Origin of the sequence: Shinella sp. SUS2 (assembly GCF_001262505.1) — a bacterium.
GTDB lineage: Bacteria > Pseudomonadota > Alphaproteobacteria > Rhizobiales > Rhizobiaceae > Shinella.
This window is the reverse complement of record NZ_KQ410728.1, coordinates 22,723-38,995: the sequence shown is the minus strand read 5'-3', so window position 1 is coordinate 38,995 and position 16,273 is coordinate 22,723. Positions and strand designations below refer to the sequence as shown.

General features: G+C 63.9%; 10 protein-coding genes. 2 read left to right on the top strand and 8 right to left on the bottom strand.

Going from position 1 to position 16,273, the window contains the following annotated elements; all coding sequences use genetic code 11:
- Positions 1-97: 97 nt before the first annotated feature.
- The 3 genes from AKG11_RS10475 to AKG11_RS10465 form a co-directional block, all read right to left on the bottom strand.
- Positions 98-3,400, bottom strand: a complete 3,303-nt coding sequence (locus AKG11_RS10475) for an SPOR domain-containing protein (RefSeq protein ID WP_050743859.1) — start codon at positions 3,398-3,400, stop codon at positions 98-100.
- A gap of 63 nt (positions 3,401-3,463) precedes the next feature.
- Positions 3,464-5,224, bottom strand: coding sequence for an arginine--tRNA ligase (argS, locus tag AKG11_RS10470; RefSeq protein ID WP_050744028.1), 1,761 nt, complete (start codon positions 5,222-5,224; stop codon positions 3,464-3,466).
- Between the two features lie 66 nt (positions 5,225-5,290).
- Entirely contained in the window at positions 5,291-6,511 is a 1,221-nt protein-coding gene (locus AKG11_RS10465; protein ID WP_050743858.1) for a deoxyguanosinetriphosphate triphosphohydrolase, read from the bottom strand.
- A 218-nt stretch (positions 6,512-6,729) separates the two neighbouring features.
- Here AKG11_RS10465 and erpA point away from each other — a divergent pair, with 218 nt between their 5' ends.
- Both erpA and xth read left to right on the top strand, forming a co-directional pair.
- Complete coding sequence (gene erpA / locus AKG11_RS10460) at positions 6,730-7,062, top strand: iron-sulfur cluster insertion protein ErpA (RefSeq protein ID WP_023513989.1); 333 nt, start codon at positions 6,730-6,732, stop codon at positions 7,060-7,062.
- Positions 7,063-7,097: 35 nt separating this feature from the next.
- The gene (xth, locus tag AKG11_RS10455; RefSeq protein WP_037406760.1) at positions 7,098-7,889 is read left to right on the top strand and encodes an exodeoxyribonuclease III; all 792 of its coding nucleotides are present in this window, start codon (positions 7,098-7,100) and stop codon (positions 7,887-7,889) included.
- A gap of 54 nt (positions 7,890-7,943) precedes the next feature.
- Here the strand turns inward: xth and exoR are convergent, their stop codons facing one another.
- The 5 genes from exoR to AKG11_RS10430 form a co-directional block, all read right to left on the bottom strand.
- Positions 7,944-8,747, bottom strand: coding sequence for an exopolysaccharide production regulator ExoR (gene exoR / locus AKG11_RS10450; protein ID WP_037406752.1), 804 nt, complete (start codon positions 8,745-8,747; stop codon positions 7,944-7,946).
- Between the two features lie 363 nt (positions 8,748-9,110).
- Positions 9,111-10,364, bottom strand: a complete 1,254-nt coding sequence (locus AKG11_RS10445) for an OmpP1/FadL family transporter (RefSeq protein ID WP_023512144.1) — start codon at positions 10,362-10,364, stop codon at positions 9,111-9,113.
- Positions 10,365-10,722: 358 nt separating this feature from the next.
- Entirely contained in the window at positions 10,723-13,650 is a 2,928-nt protein-coding gene (locus tag AKG11_RS10440; RefSeq protein WP_023515115.1) for a valine--tRNA ligase, read from the bottom strand.
- 139 nt (positions 13,651-13,789) lie between these two features.
- Entirely contained in the window at positions 13,790-14,554 is a 765-nt protein-coding gene (locus tag AKG11_RS10435; protein WP_050743857.1) for a PopZ family protein, read from the bottom strand.
- A 211-nt stretch (positions 14,555-14,765) separates the two neighbouring features.
- Positions 14,766-16,163, bottom strand: coding sequence for a TolC family outer membrane protein (locus AKG11_RS10430; RefSeq protein WP_023514824.1), 1,398 nt, complete (start codon positions 16,161-16,163; stop codon positions 14,766-14,768).
- Positions 16,164-16,273: the final 110 nt, after the last annotated feature.

The following is a 16,273-nucleotide window of genomic DNA, read 5'->3' as shown; positions in this document are numbered from 1 at the left end:
AAACGAAGGAGTGCCCTGCCGGCTCCTGCGGCAGCAGCCCGTCGGAATCGAAGAGGCGCGGACCCTGCCCGCGCCTCTCCAGAAAATCAGCGTCTCCTCAGCGGGTGACGAGGCAGCTGCCGCCGGCGCTCTTATAGCGGCTGCAGAGCGAATTGGCCTCCTCGCGCGAGCCGGCCGGGATACGGACGCGGAAGTAGGTACCCTTGTTCGGGATTTCCGCCTTCTTGATGTCCACGCCGCGCCCACCGATGACGGAGGAGAACTTCGAGGAGAGCGAGTTGTAGCTCTTCTGCGCTTCCGCTTCCGAGGGCAGCGAGGCGATCTGGATGACGTAGCTGCCGGGGGCGACGGCTGCGACCTGCGTCTGTTCGGCCGTCTGCTGCGTCTGCGTCGGCGTCGCCTCGGCGGTCTGGGTGCCAGAGACATTGCCGTTTTCGGTGACGGTGCCGACCACGTTGACCGGCTGGTCGATCGGACGCGTGCCCGGAACCGGCGCATTGCCGTCCGTCGAACCGCTCGTGGCGCCGATCGTCGTCGTCTTCACCGTGCGCACCGGCGCCGTGTCGTCGACTTCGGCATTGGCGACTTCCGCCAGCACGGACCGCGGCTGGCCTTCGCTGGCCGCCTGCTCGGCGCTGAGCGAGGCATTGGTGTCGACCGTCGCATTGGCCGTGGCAGCGGCCTCGCCCGAGGCGCTGCCGGTGGTCGCGGTCGCCTTGGCGTCGAGACCGGCAACCTCCGTCGCGGGCTCGCCGACCGTCTCTTCGCGGGCGACGAGCGTGCCGTCCGGCTTGACGATCATCGTCTTGACCTTGCGCGGCGAGACGAGCGGCTTGTTGCCGCCTTCGGCCGCGGCCATTTCCGGTTCATCGACACCCGGCAGGACACGGTTTTCGTTTTCCGCGGCAATGACCGCCTCGACGCCGTCTTCCGGACCATCGAACGGCAGGGTTTCCGGCGTCAGCGTGCGCTGCACGACATCGACGGGCTCTTCCGTGGAGGTGACGAGTTGGTCCTGCTGCGGGGTCGCGGCCGTATCGCCGGCAACACGGTCATAGACCGCCTTGTCCTGGTTCGGCACGGTCTTGCCGCCCTTTTCCTCCGGCACGACCTTGACCGGCTCCTTGTCGGCGAGGATCACGCGCGGCTCGCCCGAACCGGCCGCGCCGCCGGTAAAGGCCGTCCAGGCATAGACGCCACCGCCGCCGACCATGAGGAGGGCCGCAATGGAGGCCGCGATCAGCAGGCCGCGACGCGGGCGGGACTGTTCGTCGTCGTAGCCATCGCCGGCATAGTGCGTGTTGGCCTGGCCGGGATCGACGGGGATCGCCATGCGCTCGGGCTGGCTCAGCGAGCGACGGAAATCCTCTTCCAGGGCGCGTTCGAAATCGTCGACGTCGTTGATCTGCGCCGCCGGCTGGGCGACGGCCGCGGCAACCGCACCGGCGGCAATGCCGGCGGAGAGATCTTCGCCGCGCGTCTTGGCAGCCGGCTCGGTGAAGAGCTGCGCCATTTCCGCGTCGATGTCGAAATCATAGTCCGGCTGATAGGCCGGCGGCTTTTCCTTCTCGATGACGGGAAGCTGCGGCACGTCGAGTTCGGTAACCGGGGAAACCCCCTCGTCCGTCTCGGTGATCATCGTCGGATCGAAGGGCAGCGCACCATCGGCCATTTCCGGAATGACGGGCTGCGGCGCAGTATAGGTCGAGACGGGGACCGCTACGACGGGCTCGCGGCGCACCGGCGTCTGCATCTCGACGGGCCTTACGGCCTCGACACGGGCCTGCGGACGGGTTTCAAGCCGCGCCTCCGGCGTCTTGACCTCCTGCCGCACCGGCTCCTCGTCGAGCGAAAAATCCGAAAGATCGAGGTCGATGTCGGAGAGATCGAATTCCAGGTTCTCGATATCGAGCTCCGGCTCGACGGCCACCGGGCTCGGCTTTGCAACCGGCTCGGCGCGCGCTTCGACAACCGGCGCACGATAGGCGTCAGCCACCGGGCTCTGAACGGGCTCGAACACCGGTTCGCGCGCGGTTTCGACCATCGGGGTACGCGCCGTCTCCACACTCGACTGGCGTTGCGCGACCGGCGTCGCGCGGCCGAAAATCGAGGAAACGTTTGCCAGGCTGTTGCGCGGCGTCGTGCTCACGGCCGCAAGCGAGGCGGCGGCAAGCGTGGCTGCCTCCAGAGAAGGCCGGTTGTCCGGCACAGGGTAACGCTCGACCTCGGCCAACAAGGAATCCGCATCGTGGTTGCGGCCGGGTTCGACCGATTCCAGCCGGTAGTCGGGTTCCGCATCGCGGGCGGGCTCGGCGCCCTGCCACTGCGTCTCTGCTTCGGCCACGGCGCGGGCACGGTCTTCCCGCGTCTCGAACGGCATTTCGGCAACGAAATGCGGCTCGTCCCGGGCATAGGCCGGTTCCGCATGGAACGGCTCGGAAACGGGGCGGCTCGCCGCGTCGGACATCCAGTCCTGGAGGGTCGGCTCATGGCCGGCTTGCGCATCATCGGCGGCGCGGATGTCGGAGAGCAGGTCATCGGCAAAACCATCGCCGATCGACAGCTCCAGTTCGCGCTCAAGATCGAGACCGATCTCGTCGATCGGATTCTCCTCCGGCGCGAGGGGCTGGAAACCAAGGACAACGGGCTGGCGCTCGTCGGCGCTGGCAACGACCGGGGTATCGACAATCGGTTCGCTGCGCACGGGCGGCTCGAAGCGCGGCTCCAGCCGGTCGACGAACTGGCGGCCGGCATGCATTACCGGCTCGACATCGACGGCAGGAACGTCATGCACAGCCGTTTCAAGCTCGTCGGCGAGCAGCAAGGCCGGATCGAAATCAAGCTCGGGCGCCGCATCCGCGACGATCTCTTCCTCACGGGGCAGCTCCGCCACGTGCTCTTCAACCGGAAGCGCATGACCGGCATCGCTTTCAGCGACAACCGGCTGCTCAATCTCGGCCGGGCGCTGCTCGTCGAAAGACGGCTCGGCGCCGAAGAACTGCTCCTCGAAGGAGGGCTCGTGATGTGCGGCATCGCGCGGTGCCATGTCACGCGTCGGCACCGCGTCGAGGATGGCTTCGCGCTCTTCCACGACCGGTGCCGGCCTGTCGAAGACGGGCTCGACATGGCGCGGCGTAGCGCGCTCGGCAACGACCGGCTGGACGCTCTCGCGGCGCGGCGTGTCATATTGCTCGAAGGCGCGCATCAGCTCGTCCTCGAGGGCGAGCACGGGATTGTCCATCCGCGGGACCGCCTGGGCGGGCTCGGAGGAAGACTTGCTGACGTCCTGGACCGGACGCGGTTCGTAGCCGACGAGACGGGCAAGCTCAGCCAGCGGATCGTCGTCCGCCAGGAGATCCGTGTCAGCGGTTCCGCTTCGCGCGAAGTTCTTGTCTGCCATACTGCTTCCCACTCACAAGCTACAAATACGCATTTGCCAGCTTATTGTGGGCAAATGGTGACGTTACCGCATTTCGTTCGGTGCAGCCGTGCCTGTAATGGACAGGCCCGACTTAAGAACAGAGGCGACAGCGTGCACCAGCCCAAGTCTGGCGATACTCAATTCTCTATTTTTATCGTTAACAAACCGTAATTCCGGCTGCTCTTTGCCTTTATTCCAGTGAGCGTGGAATGAACTGGCAAGATCATAGAGATAAAACGCGATGCGGTGCGGCTCGTGCGCGAGTGCAGCACCCTCGACGACACGCGGATATTCTGCGAGCTTCGCCAGAAGCTGCAACTCGCTCGGATCGGCGATGTTGCCCGCGATCGCGGAAGCGAAATCGAGCGCGGGTACATCGAGATCCGGGAACGCCTCGGCCGCCTGGCGGAACACCGACATGCAGCGCGCATGGGCATACTGCACGTAGAACACCGGATTGTCCTTGGACTGCTCCGTCACCTTGGCGAAATCGAAGTCGAGCGGCTCGCTGTTCTTGCGATAGAGCATCATGAAGCGCACCGGATCGCGACCGACCTCGTCGACAACGTCGCGGAGCGTCACGAAGTCGCCGGAGCGCTTCGACATCTTCACCGGCTCACCGTTGCGGAACAGCTTGACCAGCTGGCAGAGCAGCACGGTCAGCTTGGACTTACCCTCGGAGACCGCGCGCGCAACCGCCTCCAGGCGCTTGACGTAACCGCCGTGGTCGGCGCCGAGCACATAGATCATCTCGTCGAAGCCGCGGTCGAACTTGTCCTTGAAGTAGGCAACGTCGGCGGCGAAATAGGTATAGGATCCGTCCGACTTGATCAGCGGGCGATCGATATCGTCGCCAACTTCCGTCGAGCGGAAGAGCGTCTGCTCGCGATCTTCCCAGTCTTCCGGCAATTGCCCCTTCGGCGGCGGCAGCACGCCCTTGTAGACATGGCCCTTGAAGGTCAGGTCATTGATCGCTGTGCGGATCGGCGCGCCGTTGCCGGCATGCAGCGAGCGTTCGGAGAAGAAGACGTCGTGCCGGACATTGAGGGCCGCGAGATCTTCGCGGATCATCACCATCATCGCGTCGATCGTCTTGTCCTTGACGATGGGCATCCACTGTTGCTCCGGCATGGCGCGCAGCGTCGTGCCGAATTCCTCGGCCAGCGCTTCGCCGACCGGAACCAGATAGTCGCCGGGATAGAGGCCCGACGGAATATCGCCGATCGTCTCGCCGAGCGCCTCGCGGTAGCGCAGGAAGGCCGAACGCGCGAGCACGTCGATCTGCGAGCCCGCATCGTTGATGTAATATTCCTTGGTCACGCCATAGCCGGCAAAAGCGAGCAGATTGGCCAGCGCGTCGCCGACCACGGCGCCGCGGCAGTGACCGACATGCATCGGTCCCGTCGGGTTGGCGGAGACGTATTCGACGTTCACCTTGCGGCCCACACCGAGGGAGCCGCGACCATAGTCGGTGCCGGTCTTGACGATCGCGGCCAGCAGCTTCTGCCAGTAGGGTACGGAGAGACGCACATTGATGAAACCGGGGCCGGCGACGCTGACATCGGCGACTTCCGGGTCCTTCTTGAGTTCGGCGACGATAAGGTCGGCCAGCGCCCGCGGATTGAGGCCGAGGGGCTTTGCCAGCACCATCGCAGCATTGGTCGCAACGTCGCCGTGGCTCGCATCGCGCGGCGGCTCGACGCCGATACGACTGAAGTCGAGATCGGCGCGCTTCTCGCGGACGATCTCAAGTCCTTCGAGTACGTTTTTGATTCTGCTATCGAAATCTGTAAAAAGGTTCATCTCATCCATCCGCACGCAGCGGCCCGTTTCGAGCCATTTCTGCGAAGAAGTTCAGGTGGCGGCTGACTATCGCAATTCGGGGGTATGGTCAAACAGCCGGCGATGGGTGTTGACCGCGTAGTTGTCGGTCATGCCGGCAAGATAGTCGCCGACATGGCGGGCACGCGCCGTCTCCGGCATGGTCGCGATGCGGTCCACCCAATAGTGCCCCTGCATCAGCTGCGGGTCGTCCATGTAAGCGTGATAGAGGTCCGTGAGGATGGAAGCGGCGTTCGCCCGCACCCGCATCACCTCCGGATGCCGGTAGATGCGCGAGAACAGGAGCTTCTTGATCTGCTTGTCCGTGACCGCCATCTCGGTGGAGAAGGTCGCCAGGCAGCGGCGCGCCTTGCGCACGTCCTCTGCGCTCTCGGGCCGCTCCTCGTGGATCGCCTGCTGCGCATAGCCGATCACGTCCTCGACCATGGCGGTGATCTGCCGGCGCATGATCTCGTGGGTGAAGCGCGAAGCCTCGAGATCCGGATAGCGCTCGCGCACGTCGCGCATCAGCCGTGCGAGGAACGGCACGTCCTCGAGCATCTCGAACGTGAGATAGCCCGAGCGCAGGCCGTCGTCGATGTCGTGGGTGTTGTAGGCGATGTCGTCGGCGATTGCGGCGACCTGCGCCTCCATGCTGGCGAAGCTGCCGAGCTCCAGGTCGTGTATGGCGCAATAGTCGAGGATCGGCCGCGGCACCTCCTCGCCATGGGTGCACTCGCCGGTCGGCCCGATCAGCGGACCATTGTGCTTGACGAGGCCTTCGAGGCTTTCCCAGGTCAGGTTCAGCCCGTCGAACTCGGCATAGCGCCGCTCGAGCTTGGTGACGATGCGCAGCGACTGGGCATTGTGATCGAAACCGCCGAAGGGTTTCAGCACCTCGTGCAAGGCGTCCTCGCCGGTATGGCCGAAGGGCGTGTGGCCGAAATCATGCACCAGCGCCACGCCCTCGGCGAGATCCTCGTCGAGCTTCAGGGCGCGGGCGAGCGCGCGGGCGATCTGCGCCACCTCGATCGTGTGGGTCAGGCGCGTGCGATAATGATCGCCATCGGCGGCAATGAAGACCTGCGTCTTGTGCTTGAGACGCCGGAAGGCGGTGGTGTGCACGATGCGGTCACGGTCGCGCTGGAAGTCCGACCGTGTGGGGCTCTCGGCTTCGGGATGGAGCCGCCCACGGGTCGCCCAGGGGTCGGAGGCATAGATGGCGCGTTGCCCCGCGCCAAAACCCAGCGCATGTCTGTCGAACGTCATTCTTCACCTGCATTCACGCCGCCCATTGACGCGGCCGCAATGCCTTCATACCTATAGTGTGCACAGCGGCAAGTCCGGCTGCAAGCCGAGCTTGAAATACAAGCCTTTTCAAGGATTTGTATAAGACGGCCCGCAGCGGGCGACGCCAGGGACGGTAAAGGCGCCGTCTTCGAAGGATAGCGATTCTCTCCGGATCTTGACCCCGGTAGGAGGCAGACATGACCGACAAGTCCGTTACCATTTCCGACGCCGCCGTCCGGCGCATCGCGTCGATCCTCACAGCGTCGCCCGAAAAGCAGGCGCTGCGCGTCTCCGTGGAAGGCGGCGGCTGTTCCGGCTTCTCCTACAAATTCGACCTCGTCGAGGACCAGCAGGACGATGACATGGTGCTCGAGCGCGACAATGCGAAGGTGCTGATCGACCAGCTCTCCCTCGTCTACATGGACGGGTCCGAGATCGATTTCGTCGATAACCTGCTCGGCCAGTCCTTCCAGATCAAGAATCCGAATGCCGTCGCCAGCTGCGGCTGCGGCACCAGCTTCTCGATCTGACCTTTCAGAAAACCAAGACGGGAACCCGCATGCCGATCAAGATTGCCACCTGGAACATCAACGGCGTGCGGGCGCGCATCGACAATCTCGTCGCATGGCTGAAGGAATCCAATCCTGACATTGTCGGGCTCCAGGAAATCAAGACGGTCGACGAGGGATTTCCACGCGGTGAGATCGAAGCGCTCGGCTATCACGTCGAGACGCATGGCCAGAAGGGCTTCAACGGCGTCGCCCTGCTCTCGAAGATCCGCCCCGACGAGGTGAACCGCGGCCTTCCCGGCGGTGACGGCGACGAGCAGTCCCGCTTCATCGAGGGTGTCTTCTCCGTCGAAGGCGGCGTCATCCGTTTCTGCTCACTCTACCTGCCGAACGGCAACCCGGCGGACGATCCCGTCAAGTTCCCCTATAAGCTTTCCTGGATGGACCGGCTGATCGCCTTTGCCGAGGACCGGCTGGCGCTGGAGGAACCGCTGATCCTTGCCGGCGACTACAATGTCATTCCCGAGCCGCACGACTGCTGGGACGTCAAGGTCTGGCAGCGGGACGCGCTCTACCTGCCGCCCACCCGCCAGGCCTTCCGGCGTCTCGAAAACCTCGGTTTGCTGGATGCCGTGCGCGCCTCGACCGACGCCGTGCCGCATTATACGTTCTGGGATTACCAGGGTGGCTGCTGGCCGAAGAATTTCGGCATCCGCATCGACCACCTCATGCTGTCGGCCGAAGCCTCCGATCGCCTCGTCTCGACCGCGGTCGAGAAGCATGTGCGCAACTGGGAAAAGCCGTCCGACCACGTTCCCGTGGTGGCCGTGCTGGATTACGCGGCCTGATACGCCCGGCCCGCAGACCTGCGGGCGCAAACCGGCCTCAAATTTTCCTGAAAACTATTCTTCCGGATTGAACCGGATGCTTTGCGCCAGTGCGACGCCCTTGCGGCGATCAGCCTCGCTGGCGACGGAGAAGGCTTCTTCCTGCGTGGCCTGCAGCCAGCCGCAGTCCTTCGGCGGGCAATGATCGAGCGCGGCGGTCATGAAGGCAAGCCCGCGGGCCGTCTGGCCTTCCTGGAAAAGGATGTTGCCGAACAGGCCCATGGCGCCGGCATGGCCATTGTTGCGGGCGCGGTTCAGCCACTTCTTGGCCTGATGCACGCTGACGCTGCCGCCCTCGCCCGAGAGCATCATGCGGCCGAGCTGGAACTGGGCCTCGGGAATGCCGAAGGCGGAAGCCGCCTGGAAATAGAGCTGGCGGGCCTGCGTCATGTCGATCTTGACGGGGCTGTCGGGAATGCCACGACGATAGTAGCTGGCAAGCGCAATCAGCGCATTGGCAAAATAGCCGGTGTCTTCCGAGCCCGGCTCGACGCCGGCCTGGGCGATCTCGCTGTACATCTTGAAGGCTTCGAGGTCGTTTTCCGGTACGCCGTCACCATCGGCATACATGTTGGCGAGCGCCCAGCGCGAGCCGGTATGGCCCTTTTCGGCCGCATAGCGGTACGCCTCGACGGCATCGCTCTTGCGCCCCTCCTTGTAGGAGAAGAAACCGAACTTGAAGAGATCGAAGGGCCCGCTTTCCTTGCTGACGCCGGATTGGGGATCGAATGCGAGAGCCTGAGACGCCGCTCCAAAGGAGAGCGAGAGACAAAGACCCAATACCATTACTTTCATCGGCATCAACTCGGACTTCGGCATCACTTCTACAATTCCGCGCCGAACCTTGTTCCTTCCGCCAAACCGGGAATGCACGACTTTCGTGCGGTTTTCCGGCAACTCCGGCGGCAATGACATCGGCTGGCTCATCGTTTCCTTGGGCGCGGTTCCACGCGTCTACATGTCCGTATCGCTGCGCCCCGTTTGTGGCGGGAAATGGACATTTCGTCGCTTCCCTGAAGGTGTAGCAAACTCTGGGAAAAAAAGTGTTGCGATTCCATCACATATTTTCAGGCGTCGCTGTGTTCTTCCCATCAAGCCTGCCGTGAAGCAACGAAGTATTAACCAAGAAAAAGGGCCCGGTGATGACACCGGGCCCGATTCTGATCGTTTTGGTCCGCCAGATCAGAACTTGATCTTCAGCGACGTGGAGATCGCCGTCACCAGGTCATTGTCGAAGTCATAGGAGACGCGGCGGCCGAAGGTACGGCCGTCCTTGACGACCTGACCGGAGGAGCCGCTCGTCAGGATGCCCAGCGCGCCGCTCAGACGGAACTCGACATTCTCGTTTGCCGCGTAGGAAAGGCCCGTTCCGACGGTCCAGGTGTCGGTATGCGCACCGATGCCGGTGCCCGTGCCGCGGTCCCAGGTCAGGCTCAGGGCGCCGCTGAGCTTGTCGTTGAACTTGTGGCCGACGCCGCCCGAAACGGTCCAGCCGTCGCGGTAGAGCAGATCGAGCGAAGTCACTTCCGTCGGGCCGCTCGTGCGGCAGTCGACACCGCGCGTGGCGATCGGGCAGAAGGGCAGGCTCTGCAGCTGGCTCCAGTCGGTCCACTTGATCGAGCCGAAGGCCAGCCAGTCCGGCGCGATGCCCGTCTGGAACTTGAACTCCAGTGAATCGGGCATGTCGGCGGAGCCGAAGACCGGCGTGTTGACGCCGGCAAAGCCCGGCAGAACCGCGCCGGGAACCTGGCGCAGGTCCATGGTGCCGGTGATGTCGTCGAGCTTCACCGCGCTGTTGTAAACGAGGCTGGTGCGCAGCGCATATTCCTCGATCTCGTAGGCGATGCCGGCGCGCCAGCCCCAGCCCTCACCCTCCAGCTTGAGACGGCCCATGCCGTTCAACGGCGAGCCCTCGGGCATGGCGAAGACGAGACGATCCTTGAAGCCGGAGACCTCCTGGTAGAAGCCGCCGCCAATCACACGGAACTGGCCCGGCCCCATATCGAAGGAGTAGGAGCAGGTCGCCGCGTAGTTATGGCTCTCGATCTTGGTCTCGACATTGTCGTTGGCCCCCGCCCAGTTGCGGCCGGGATTGATATGCGCGCCCCAGGGCTGGGAATAATCGGCCATGCAGTCGATGGAATCGGTGATCGCCGCCTTGAAGCCGATGCGCGGCACCCAGTAGCTTTCCGTATCGCGAATGCCGTTGTTCGGCAGGCCGTTCAGGTCGCCGTCGAGGGGAATGTTGTCGCGGACGTTGTTCATGTCGCGCTGCGGATTGACGAAGGTCACCGCCGATTCGAAGATGTAGTCCGAGGGATCGAACAGCAGGTCGATATTGTACCCGCCACGCTCCAGGCCGCCCGCCTGTGCGGATGTCGCCGCCAGCAGGGCAAGCGCCGTCATCCCTCCAAGGCTGATGTTCTTCCGGTTCATGCAATCCTCCCCTGCGCAACGCCGGCGCAAATCGCAGCTGCCTCTGCGTCCCGCCTCTCCACCCCGACTATCGAAGAGGACCACGAGATTGGCAAACCCCAGTTTTTGCCCCTAACTTCCAGTGGGTATTCAAAAAATTACGTAAGCTTTTCATGAAGCCCCTCAGCAGTTGAGCGGCCTGAAATGATTTTTCAAACAGTAGGGACGTTTCCGCTAATAAAGAGTTATCTTTTCTATAGCGATAATGACCTGTTACATTTGGGAGACAGTCGGAATTTTGCGGGATAACCGGCGAATAGAAAACCGCGCCGGAGATTCCGGCGCGGTTTTCATCGTTCCCAGATAAATCTGAGGGGAATCAGCCAGCTTCGCTAACGCGGGCGAGCGCCACCGCCAGGCTGGCGAGCTGTTGTTCCAGTTCGGCGAAGCGTTCGCGCTCGGCTTCCACCACGTCAGGCTTGGCATTCGCGACGAACTTCTCGTTCGACAGCTTGGCCTGAATGCGTGTGGCTTCCGCCTTCGCCTTCTCGATCGCCTTTTCGAGGCGCGCCTTTTCGGCTGCCAGGTCGATCAGCGTGCCGAGCGGCAGGCAGGCGGTCGCCTCACCGACGACGATCTGTGCGGCCCCCTTGGGCGCCGTGTCCTCCAGGCGGATCTGCTCGACGCGGGCAAGGCGGCGGATGGCTGAATCGTGCGTTTCGAGGCGCTTCTTCGTCATCGCATTGGCATCGACCATGACGAGCGGGGCCGTCGCACTCGGCGGCACGTTCATTTCCGCGCGCACCGAGCGGATGCCGGAAACGAGGTCGATCAGCCAGTTGATCTCGTCGGCCGCCGCCTCGTCGCCATAGGCCGGCGACGGCCACTCGGCGTGGCAGACCAGCGTGTCGCGGGTCTTGCCCTCGCCGGCCGTATGCGCCCAGAGCTCTTCCGTCATGAAAGGCATGAACGGGTGCAGGAGCTTGTAGATCTCCTCCAGGACATAGGCCGCGCAGGCCTGCGATTCCGCCTTGGCAGCCGCATCCTCGCCGCTGAACACCGGCTTTAGAAGCTCCAGATACCAGTCACAGAACTGGTTCCAGACGAAGCGGTAGAGCGTGCTCGCCGCGTCATTGAAACGATAGGTCTCGATCGCCTCCGTGACGTCCCGCGCCGTACGGGCGAGTTCCGTCAGGATCCAGCGATTGATCGTCAGCGAGGCCGCTTCCGGCACGAATTTCGGATCGGACGCGACGCCGTTCATCTCGGCAAAGCGCGTGGCGTTCCACAGCTTGGTGCCGAAGTTGCGGTAGCCGGCGATGCGGGCCGGATCGAGCTTCACGTCGCGGCCCTGCGCGGCCATGATGGCCAACGTGAAGCGCAGCGCATCCGCGCCGTATTCGTCGATCAGTTCGAGCGGATCGATGACGTTGCCCTTCGACTTCGACATCTTCTGCCCGTTCTTGTCGCGCACCAGGGCGTGGACATAGACGGTGTGGAACGGCTCGATCGGGTTGCCGTATTCGTCCTTCATCAGGTGCAGGCCCATCATCATCATGCGGGCAACCCAGAAGAAGATGATGTCGAAGCCGGTGACGAGCACGTCGGTCTGGTAGTATTTTGCCAGTTCCGGCGTCTGTTCCGGCCAGCCGAGCGTCGAGAACGGCCAGAGGGCGGACGAGAACCAGGTGTCGAGCACGTCCTCGTCGCGCGTCAGGATATCGCCCGGCGCAAAATTCTCCAGCTTCTCCTCGACCCAGGCCTTCCAGGGGCCTTCATGGGCGATGTAGTGCTGGATGGCGGCGTGCAGCGCCTCTTCCTCGGTCTTCTCGACGAAGACCTGCCCATCCGGACCGTACCAGGCCGGGATCTGGTGGCCCCACCAGAGCTGGCGCGAAATGCACCACGGCTCGATGTTTTCCATCCAGTCGAAATAGGTCTTTTCCCAGTTCTTCGGCACGAAATTGGTGCGGCCCTCGCGGACGGACGCGATGGCGGGCTTGGCCAGCGTCGCGGCGTCGGCGAACCACTGGTCGGTCAGCATCGGCTCGATGACGACGCCGGAGCGGTCACCGAACGGCTGCATGACCTTCTTGTTCTCGACGAAGGGTACGTCGTTGCCTTCGGCATCCTTGACGGTGACGGCGAGGCCCTCGGCATTGATCGCATCGACGATACGCTTGCGGGCCTCATAGCGATCGAGGCCGCGATACTCGTCGGGAACGAGGTTGATGTCGTCGACCTCGGCCTCGTTCGGCACATGGCCGGTCTTTGCGATGTCGAGCGCCTGCGCGGCGTAGAACGCATAGGGCTCGCCGTCGGCGCGCAGGGCGGCGCGTGTGTCCATCAGGCGGTAGAGCGGAATGTTGTTGCGACGGGCGACCTGGTAGTCGTTGAAATCATGAGCCCCGGTGATCTTGACCGCGCCGGAACCGAAATCGGGCTCCGGATATTCGTCGGTGATGATCGGGATGAGGCGGCGATGCGCCTTCGGGCCGACCGGAATCTCGCAGAGTTTGCCGACGATCGGCGCATAACGCTCGTCGGAGGGATGCACGGCGACAGCGCCATCACCCAGCATCGTTTCCGGGCGCGTGGTCGCGATGGAAATGTAGTCGCGCTCTTCCTGGAAGACGACGTTGCCGTCGGCGTCCTTCTCGACATAGGTGTAGGTTTCCCCGCCGGCGAGCGGGTACTTGAAGTGCCACATATGGCCGTCGACTTCCTTGTTCTCGACTTCGAGGTCGGAAATCGCCGTTTCGAATTTCGGGTCCCAGTTGACCAGCCGCTTGCCGCGATAGATCAGGCCTTCCTTGTAGAGCGAGACGAAGACCTCGAGGACGGCATCGGACAGGCCCTCGTCCATGGTGAAGCGCTCACGCGACCAGTCGCAGGAGGCGCCGAGGCGCTTCAGCTGATTGAAGATCAGGCCGCCCGATTCCGCCTTCCACTCCCAGACCTTCTCGACGAAGGCCTCGCGGCCCATCTCGCGCCGGCCCGGCAGCTTTTCGGCGGCGAGCTTGCGCTCGACGACCATCTGCGTCGCGATGCCGGCATGGTCCATGCCCGGCTGCCACAGCACGTCCTTGCCGCGCATGCGCTCGAAGCGGACCATGATGTCCTGCAGGGTGTTGTTGAGCGCGTGGCCCATATGCAGCGAGCCCGTCACGTTCGGCGGCGGGATCACGATGGTGAAGGTCTCGGCGCCGGGCTTTGCGCCCTCGCCGGCGCGGAATGCGTCCGCATCTTCCCATGCCTTGGCAATGCGCGGCTCGACCGCTGCGGAATCATAGTTTTTTTCAAGCATTTTCGTGCGTGGCCTGCTGTTTGTCGGTTGCGTTTTCTAAACCGGATGGCCGGGGCGAAGTCAACAATATCAGAAGAAAAGCCGCCCCGGAGGCTCCGGCGCGGCTTAAACCAATCTTTTGGAGATTTGGTGGCGTCGGTCAGCGGCGCGGGCCGCGCGCCACCCGTTCGATCTCCTCGCGCACCAGCCGCTCGACGAGCGTCGGCAGGTTGTCGTCCAGCCATTCCTGCAGCATTGGGCGCAGCATCTCCTCGGCGATCTCGTCGAAGGAGCGGCGCGGGCCGGCGTCGAGCGCCTGCGCCAGCGCGCCAAAGGACTGGGCCACGCGCGCGCCGACATCGGGCGAAACGATCGCGGCGACGTCCCGGCCGGCAGCAGCCGGCTCGGCAGCGCGCTCCTCGACGGCCAAATCGACCGCAGGCGCCGCCGCCACATCGGCGACAGGTTCGGCCTTTGCGACGGCTTCGAAGGCCGGCGCGACACGCCCGGCATTGGCGGCCATGCGCGTGGTCACGATCGGGTTTTCCTCCCGCACCGGCGCCGCTACCGGCTCGACGGAAACGGGCTCCGGCATCTCACGGCTGGCGACATGACGCTCGGAGGCCGCACGAACCCGGGCGGCGACATCGGCAAGCGACAGGGCCGGCTGGCCACCCTGCATCAGCTCGGCACGCGGCAACGGCTGAACAGCGGCGGCATGCCGTTCTTCGGCATGGAACTGCTCGACCACAACAGGATGATCGAGCAAGGCGCGATCCTCGCTCCCGGTCGTGATGTCGAAGCCGCCATCGTCCTCGGCATCGGCCGCAAGGTCCGGCATGGCTTCGTTGTTCTCGATGATCTTGCGAATGGACGCCAGGATTTCATCCATGGACGGTTCACGCGCGACATTTGGCTGAGCCATTTCTATCCCCGTTCTCTGCGGCGTCCCTGGCCAGCCGCTACGGGACCTGCCGGACATCACGAAAACCCTAGGCGAGTTCGATGGCGAACTAAATCGCCGCGAATCATGTGTTCCAAGTGATGCACAGATTTGTTTGCCCTGCCAAGGGCAAGACGCGCGACCGCATCCCGCGCGGTCGCAGGAGAGCCCGTTTCGTCGTAAAGGGAAGGACTTACTTGCCGTCGACCGTTCTCAGGCCGAACCACTTGTCCTTGACGGCTTCGTAGTGCACCTCGGCGCGGTATTCGGCGACCTCCAGCCCCTGGCTGCGCACCGTCAGGCTGCCCGTGGCAGCCAGCAGCGAATAGCTCGCGACGACGGCATTGCGCTGCACGGCGGCAAGGTCTTCCTGAGCTTCAAGCACGTTCTGCTGGGCATTCAGCACGTCCAGCGTCGTGCGCTGGCCGACATTGCGCTCCTCGACGACACCGTTCAATGCCTGGTTGGCCGCGTCGATCTGCACCCGGATGGCCGTGATGGAGGCATTGGCAGCCTCATATTGCGCATGCGCCGAGGCGATCGTGCGCTGGACCTCCATGCGCGCGGAATCGACCTGCAGCTGGCTTTCCCCAAGCCGCTCCTTCGCCTGGCGGATCTGGCCGTATTCGGCGCCGCCCTGATAGATCGGAACGGTAAGGCGGGCCGATACAGTGCCCTGAAGACTGTCGCCCGGGCCGTCCACCGTATTGACCGACTTGTAGACGCTGCCCTGCAGGGAGACGCCGGGCAACATGGCGCCTTCGGCCTCCTTCACATTGAAGCCGGCGGCATCGACGCCGCGCATCGCCGCGATGATGTTCGGGTTCTCGCGCATGCCCGTCGCCACAGCATTGTCCAGCGAGTTCGGCATGGCCTTCTTGGCTGCCGAGGGCTGCTTGATGCCTTTTGGCGTCTCGCCGACGATCTGGACATAGGCCGCTTCGCTCTGCTTGAGCGAGGAGACGGCGGCGGTAAGCTCCGCCTTGGCGGAGGCAAGCTCGGCCTCGGACAGGCTGACGTCCGTGCGCGTGCCCTCGCCCACGTTCAGGCGCGCATTCGCGGCAGCGACCTGCTCCTTGAGAAAGGCGATGTTCTGCTTGCGGATCGACACGATCTGCTGGTCGCGGGCAATGTTCGAATAGGCTTCGACCGCGGCGAGAAGGATGGAGATTTCCTGGGCGCGCAGCGACTCGCGGTTCGCCAGGACGTTCGCCTCCGCTGCCCGGACACGGTTGAGCGTCTGAAAGCCGTCGAAAACCTGCTGGCTGATCGTGATACCGTAACTGGAAGCGACGTAGTCCGTCTGGCGGCCGGCCTGCCCGAGGAGACCGCGAGGCGGCCGGACATCGAGGTTCGTGCGGGTCCCTTCGACTTCAGCCACCCCCCTTACTTGCGGCCGCATGCCGGCCTTGGCAATCGTGACGTTCTCGTCAATGGCGCGCAGCGCGGCGCGGGCGGCGTTGAGGTCGGGGTTGTTCTCGTAGGCCTTGGCCATGGCGCCGGCCAGTGTTTCGGCAAGCGCTGCCTGCGGCAGGGCGTTGACGGCAGTGGCGAGCGCGAGCGCAAGGGCAGTTCGACGAAGAAGGGACACAGTACGAAACTCCGATCCTGGCCAGCCCGTCGCGGGAGCCGCCTTTACACACTTCTCACCGACACGAAGGCCTGGTGCATTTCATCCGGCATCGGTGGCCGGTCGCGGAC

Coding starts and splice junctions, on each gene's coding strand:
- AKG11_RS10475 (WP_050743859.1), bottom strand. CDS start 3,400: ATGGCAGACAAGAACTTCGCGCGAAGCGGAACCGCTGACACGGATCTC.
- argS (WP_050744028.1), bottom strand. CDS start 5,224: ATGAACCTTTTTACAGATTTCGATAGCAGAATCAAAAACGTACTCGAA.
- AKG11_RS10465 (WP_050743858.1), bottom strand. CDS start 6,511: ATGACGTTCGACAGACATGCGCTGGGTTTTGGCGCGGGGCAACGCGCC.
- erpA (WP_023513989.1), top strand. CDS start 6,730: ATGACCGACAAGTCCGTTACCATTTCCGACGCCGCCGTCCGGCGCATC.
- exoR (WP_037406752.1), bottom strand. CDS start 8,747: ATGCCGAAGTCCGAGTTGATGCCGATGAAAGTAATGGTATTGGGTCTT.
- AKG11_RS10445 (WP_023512144.1), bottom strand. CDS start 10,364: ATGAACCGGAAGAACATCAGCCTTGGAGGGATGACGGCGCTTGCCCTG.
- AKG11_RS10440 (WP_023515115.1), bottom strand. CDS start 13,650: ATGCTTGAAAAAAACTATGATTCCGCAGCGGTCGAGCCGCGCATTGCC.
- AKG11_RS10435 (WP_050743857.1), bottom strand. CDS start 14,554: ATGGCTCAGCCAAATGTCGCGCGTGAACCGTCCATGGATGAAATCCTG.